The sequence below is a fragment of the Desulfovirgula thermocuniculi DSM 16036 genome (assembly GCF_000429345.1).
In the GTDB taxonomy this organism is placed as follows: domain Bacteria; phylum Bacillota; class Desulfotomaculia; order Desulfotomaculales; family Desulfovirgulaceae; genus Desulfovirgula; species Desulfovirgula thermocuniculi.
In genome coordinates this window covers 1-5,272 of sequence record NZ_AUBR01000099.1, presented here as the reverse complement: position 1 = coordinate 5,272, position 5,272 = coordinate 1, and the positions used below count along the sequence as shown (strand labels likewise).

Annotated in this window: 8 protein-coding genes and 2 pseudogenes; all 10 read left to right on the top strand. The window is 66.6% G+C overall.

Features of this window, described 5'->3' with window-relative positions:
• Positions 1-362 precede the first annotated feature (362 nt).
• On the top strand, positions 363-611 hold the full coding sequence (locus G454_RS19560; RefSeq protein ID WP_156896839.1) for a hypothetical protein: 249 nt from the start codon (positions 363-365) through the stop codon (positions 609-611).
• Between the two features lie 79 nt (positions 612-690).
• The gene (locus G454_RS0114670) at positions 691-939 is read left to right on the top strand and encodes a hypothetical protein (RefSeq protein WP_027719186.1); all 249 of its coding nucleotides are present in this window, start codon (positions 691-693) and stop codon (positions 937-939) included.
• A gap of 413 nt (positions 940-1,352) precedes the next feature.
• Positions 1,353-1,781, top strand: a pseudogene (locus G454_RS22935) (glutathionylspermidine synthase family protein); the annotation flags it as partial.
• A 77-nt stretch (positions 1,782-1,858) separates the two neighbouring features.
• Positions 1,859-2,569: pseudogene (locus G454_RS22645) on the top strand (glutathionylspermidine synthase family protein); the annotation flags it as partial.
• A 152-nt stretch (positions 2,570-2,721) separates the two neighbouring features.
• Positions 2,722-3,186: a DNA N-6-adenine-methyltransferase gene (locus G454_RS0114655; protein WP_027719184.1), complete on the top strand. Its 465-nt coding sequence runs from the start codon at positions 2,722-2,724 to the stop codon at positions 3,184-3,186.
• Positions 3,187-3,232: 46 nt separating this feature from the next.
• Positions 3,233-3,763 carry an XF1762 family protein gene (locus G454_RS19550; protein WP_051276525.1) on the top strand — a complete coding sequence of 177 codons (531 nt, stop codon included), beginning with the start codon at positions 3,233-3,235 and terminating at the stop codon, positions 3,761-3,763.
• A 74-nt stretch (positions 3,764-3,837) separates the two neighbouring features.
• A complete protein-coding gene (locus G454_RS20590) occupies positions 3,838-4,488 on the top strand; it encodes a hypothetical protein (RefSeq protein WP_051276524.1) in 651 nt (216 codons plus the stop codon).
• A gap of 63 nt (positions 4,489-4,551) precedes the next feature.
• Complete coding sequence (locus tag G454_RS0114640) at positions 4,552-4,755, top strand: hypothetical protein (protein WP_027719183.1); 204 nt, start codon at positions 4,552-4,554, stop codon at positions 4,753-4,755.
• A gap of 171 nt (positions 4,756-4,926) precedes the next feature.
• A complete protein-coding gene (locus tag G454_RS21625; protein ID WP_156896838.1) occupies positions 4,927-5,106 on the top strand; it encodes a hypothetical protein in 180 nt (59 codons plus the stop codon).
• Positions 5,084-5,272, top strand: a 189-nt coding sequence (locus tag G454_RS21900; RefSeq protein ID WP_035108063.1) for a hypothetical protein, incomplete at its 3' end; no start/stop codon positions are given. The genes G454_RS21625 and G454_RS21900, both read left to right, overlap by 23 nt.

Genomic DNA, 5,272 nt, shown 5'->3' with positions numbered 1-5,272 from the left:
GGGAAGCGCATAGGCCAGTTCAGCCCGAGGAAGGTGAGGCTGCTGGCCAGGTCAACGGGATTCTCGTGGAAGGAGGTGGCGGCGCATTCCTCCTCTGAATGAGTTCAGGGGAATCTTGCGCCGGAGAATCGTGAGCGGCGTATGAGGAAGTGGCGCGCCCGGAAGCTGAGGGCCGCCGCGCGCTGCGCCCTGGTGAGGCAGGCGCAGGGGAGGGCGGCCGATGCGGTGCGCCGCCAGGGGGAGTAATTACTGGCAACCCTGCGGGATTGGGTGCGGGCGCTGCGGGCAGCGGATCTTTCGCCACGCGCGGGCCTTGCCGCACGCCGCCCGTCGGATACCGTGCCCGGCAGGGGGTTCCCGCAATGCCATTTGCGGGAGGCGCGGGAAGGACTCGGGAAACAGGGGTGATTTTCGTGGACGGCAAGATCTATGAGCGCCAGCGGAACGCGGCCGGCACGCTGCCGCCCGAACTCGAGGATTTCGATTTCGACAGCGACCACACCCATGACTGCGATTTCCCCAATGGAGGCTACCGTTGTCGAGAGGAGCGGGCCCTGCCCACGGGGGCCGGGGAGGAGGGCCGCCCCGCCCCCGGCGGGCGCTCCCTGTAGTGTAGCGCGGGCCGCGGCAGGGCAGGGGGGCAATCCCCGGCGTCCCTATCCCAGGCTTTTCCGGAAGGGGGTGGCTCCCGTGGCACCGGCCAAGCCGCACGCGCTGGAGCGGCTGAGGCGGGCCGAGAAGGGCGAGGTGGCCCTCTTCTGGTCCCGCTACGGCGGGGCCGGGGAGGGACTCATCTTAAAGGCCGTCTGTGCTGACGGGGGGGAGGCTGTCGGAGTGGGTACGGGAGATGGGCCTGCCGGAGGGGAGGGTTTTCAGGCCGGGGACGGCGATGCCCAGCATTACCCTGACCGGGAAGGCGGCGGGGGAGGTGCTGGGTAGGGTGCTGGTGAAAAACGGGGGCCTCCAGCAGGGAGCGACTATTAGTTAGGAGGGAGATGTACGGAGATGCCTGAAAGGGAAAAACCCACAAGGGGCCGCCAGGCACTGCTAGCTTTGCTCGTATCCGCCGTGCTGGCGGCGGGCGGGTGTGCGGAGGCGACCGGGCCGGGGGCGGTCCCTCCCAAGGCGAAGGACCGCGCCAGCTACCAACAGCAAGAGGAGAAGAAAAAGGAGGACGAGGCCGCCCAAGCCGTCTCGTCCGGGCGCGCCGGCTCCGGCGGGTGGTACTGGTTCTCCAGGACGCCCGCGCGCACCGGCCCCGCGGAGACGGCGCCGGGCAAGGGCGCGCCCGGTCCGCCGAGGGGCAGCTCCCTCGGTTCCTCGGCGGCCGGGAGAGGGGGGAGCGCGGGCTGATGGAAGCGGTGCCCTTCTCCGCTTCGCACTACTACCTCGAATGGGAAATGGTGGCCAACAGCCCGCGGCTTAAGTACTTCAGGTGGCCGGTGATGTACGGCCGGCAGTACCTGACCACGGAGCCCTACCTCGTGAGCGGAAGCATGCTGGCGGAGGTGAGGAGGGCGTCCGAGGCCTGCGGGCGCATCTACCGCAAGGCAGTGGCCCTGGCGTTGAAAAGCAGGGATTTGCTGGTATTACTGGGAGTACCGCCGCATATAGTGGATGTGGTGCAGGCCGCGCGCTACGACCCCGCGGAACCCGTCACGGTCATCGGCAGGTTTGATTTTGCGGTCCGGCCGTCGGGTTCGGGCTGGCGGGTGAAGCTGCTGGAGTTCAATGCGGACACGCCCTCCGGGATGGTGGAAGCGATCGAAGTCAACCCGCTGGTCTGTGAAATGCACGGCCTCCGCGACCCCAACGCGGGGATGCCGGAACTAGTGGGCACCGCTTTCGGCGCTTTCGTCAAAAGAGAGTACCGGAAACCGTTTTCACCTCACTCGGCTGGCACGAGGAGGACAGGGGCACGACCCTGGCGGAGATGGACTACTCCGGCCTCCCGGCGAGGTACGTGCCCCTGGACGGGCTCACCGTGGCCCCCGGGGGCCTGTACGACGACATGGGGGAGAGGGTCGACCTGCTCTACCGCCTCTACCCGGTCGAGTGGCTTGCCGACGAGGAAGACGGGGTCAGGCTCCTGCACCTGGTGGCCGAGGGGAAGTTGGACATCCTGAACCCCCTGTCGGCCTTCGTGGCCCAGTCCAAGGCGCTCCAGGCGGTGATATGGGAACTGGCGGAGTCCGGTTCCGGTTGCTTCACCGAGGAGGAGAGGGAAACCGTGCGGGCCTACTTTCTGCCCACCTACCTGGAGCCGGAATGCCTCGCCGGGCGGCCCTATGTGGCCAAACCCGCCTACGAGCGGGAAGGCAACGGCGTGGGCATTTACGACGAGCACGGGGACCTGGTCGCCGGGGCGCGCTACGGGGGGAACGACCTCGTGTTCCAGGCTTACGAAGAGTTGCCGCGGCACAGACTACGCACCTTGGAAGGGTGGTTTACGGGCAGGCTCCTGGTGGGGGCGTTCCTGCTGGCGGGCCGCTTCGGGGGCGTCTTCCTCCGCGTGGGTGGGGAGGTAACCGACAACCTGGCCTACTTCGTACCCTGCGCCGTCGGTTGATCAGGGTTTATGCCCGGCATCCCGCCGGGCCTTTTCGTTTGGAAGCCGCCGCCTTTCCGGGAGGGGCGGCGGTGGCGGGGTTGACTCCCGGTGTTTTTTGCCCGGGCGGATTTCGGGGTAGGGTCCGCCTTTCTTTTTTTTCGGTGGTTTCCGTGCTCAACAGGGGCCTCTTCTCCTCAGCTTCCTCCGAGTGGGAGACGCCGCAAAAGTTTTTCGAGACGCTGGATGTGGAGTTCGGCTTCACGCTGGACGTCTGCGCAAGGCCCGAGAACGCCAAGTGCCCGCGCTACTTCAGCCCGGAGGAGGACGGCCTGCGGCAGGAGTGGGCGCCTGAGGTGTGCTGGATGAACCCGCCCTACGGCCGGGAGATCGGGAAGTGGATCCAGAAGGCCTACGAGGAGGCTCAAAAGGGTGCTACTGTGGTGTGCCTGCTCCCCTCCCGCACGGACACGGCATGGTGGCACGAGTACGTCATGCGGGCCGCGGAGGTCCGCTTCATCCGGGGCAGGCTTCGCTTTGGGGGCGCGGAAAACGGCGCGCCTTTTCCTTCGTGCGTTGTGGTTTTCCGGCCCGGCTACAGCGGGCTGCCCGTAGTGAAGAGCATGGCCGCTCGGTAGGGAAGAAAGCCGGGCGGCTTTTGTTTGCGAGGAGGGTGCTCGCAGCATGTTTTTGGTACCCGACTGGGACGGCCAGTTCCGCTTTTCCGACACGCCGCCCGGGCCGCCACCCTCGGTCAAGCACTTGGAAGTGCGGCCCGTTCCGTACCGAACCGCGCGGGCGTTCGTGGAGCGGCACCACTACCTCGGCTACGCCCCGCCGGGGGCGCGGGCTTGCTTGGGTGTCTGGTACGGGGACCGCCTGGTGGGGACGCTGATGTTCGGTAGGCCTTCGGCCAGGCTAGAGGATCAAGAGCACACCATGGAGTTGACCCGCATGGTCCTGCTGAACGAATGTCCGCGCAACAGCGAGTCCCGCGTCCTGGCCCTGGCGGCAGAGTGGATCCGGAGAAACATGCCCGAAATCCGGCGGCTGATCTCCTACGCCGACCCAGGCAAGGGGCACCGAGGCACGGTGTACCGCGCAGCGGGGTGGAGGTTTGTAGGGCGCACCGCTGGCGGGCGGTGGACCCGCACCGGACGGCCACGGAAAGATACCGCTACAGGACCGAAGCTGAAGTTCGAGCTGATTTTTTAGCGCGCCGCGAAGCCGGGCGGTTTTTTGTTTTCAGGAGTTGGCTTTGTGCGGGAAGGGGGGAGGTCGGGAGACCGGTGGTTTTCCTGATAGGCGACACGTTCGACCGCCGCGTGGTCGGAGTGGCGGCCTCGCTCGGCTGGGGGCGGATGTTCCTGCTCAAGCCCCCGCGCCCCTACCCGGGCGAGCCGTGGGGCTTCGACAACGGCGCCTTCCGTTGCTACCTGCGCGGCGAGCCGTTCGACCGCGACGGCTTCCTGCGGCGGCTGGAGAGGGCCTACGCGGCGGGCAGGCCGTACCTGGCGGTGGCGCCGGACATCGTGGCGGGAGGCTTGGAAAGCCTGGAGTTTTCCCTGCGGTGGCTGGAAGAATTGCCCCGCGACTGGCCCTGGTACCTCGCGGTGCAGGACGGGATGGGGTTGGCCGACGTGGAGCCGGTCCTGCACCGCTTCGCCGGCATCTTTCTCGGCGGCACCGACGCTTTCAAGGCCACGGCCCCGCACTGGGCCGCGCTGGCCCGCCGCCACGGCAAGAGGTTCCACTACGGGCGGGCGGGCACGCCAGGGAAGTTGCTCCACGCCGTGCACTGTGGCGCGGACTCGGCGGATTCGTCGTTCCCGCTGTGGAGCAAGGACCGTCTGGCCCGGTTCGCGGCGTGGTGGAACTACGCTTTGCGGGGCGGCCAACCCGCGCTGTGGCCCCCGGAGGTTTGGGCGCCTGCACCCTAGGAGCGATTTAATGGACGGCATCTCCGTCCGCAAAAGCGAGAAAGTTTTCTGGGGGTGATGGGTATGCAGAAAATTCTGGAGGCGATGAAGGACGCCGAGGAGCGCGCGTGGGAAGCACTTTCGGGGTACAAGTTCTGGATGTTCGGGTACCACGCCGCCCGGTGGGTGAACTACAATCGGTTGTTGGACAAGCCTTTGCAGAACCCGTTCCGGGAACTGGTGATGGTGGCGAGAAGGAAAGTCGATGGAGTGAATGTAGATAGCTAAGAGTGCACCAGTCCGCGGGCCTCGGTGGAAAGGGAGGTCGTGCGGCGGGCGCGGGAGGAAATGATGGGGACGGCTTGTCTGCGCTGTGACTCCTGGAGGTTTGGGCACTTGCACCCTGAATCCGGTGGCTTTTTTTTTTCGAGAGCACTTTCGCAAGAGAGGAGGATGACTGTGCAGGAGAAGTTATGCCCGTCCTGCGGTGACCAGCTAGAGCCGGAGGCGTGCGTGGTCATTTTGCCCGGCCAGGGCTGGAAGGTGGTCCCCGGCTTTCGGTGCACCGCGTGCAGGGGGAAGCGGCCGTCGAGCGGTGCGGGGGAGGGCGGGAGTTGTGGCCGTGCTGGCCGGAACTGAGTGCGACTTGGTAAAATTGCTCGCGGGAATCGCGGTTTTCAGCGTCACCGGAGCCGCCATTGTAATCGCCCTGTCTCTTTCCCGGGCGCCCACCCTGCGGGAGGCTCTCCACCGCGCAGCTTTCCTTTCCGCCCTCCAAATAGCCTTCCCGGTAGTTGTAGTGTGG

Excerpts from the sequence above, each read along its gene's own strand:
- G454_RS0114640 (WP_027719183.1), top strand. The coding sequence starts at position 4,552 with ATGCAGAAAATTCTGGAGGCGATGAAGGACGCCGAGGAGCGCGCGTGG.
- G454_RS19550 (WP_051276525.1), top strand. The coding sequence starts at position 3,233 with ATGTTTTTGGTACCCGACTGGGACGGCCAGTTCCGCTTTTCCGACACG.
- G454_RS19560 (WP_156896839.1), top strand. The coding sequence starts at position 363 with ATGCCATTTGCGGGAGGCGCGGGAAGGACTCGGGAAACAGGGGTGATT.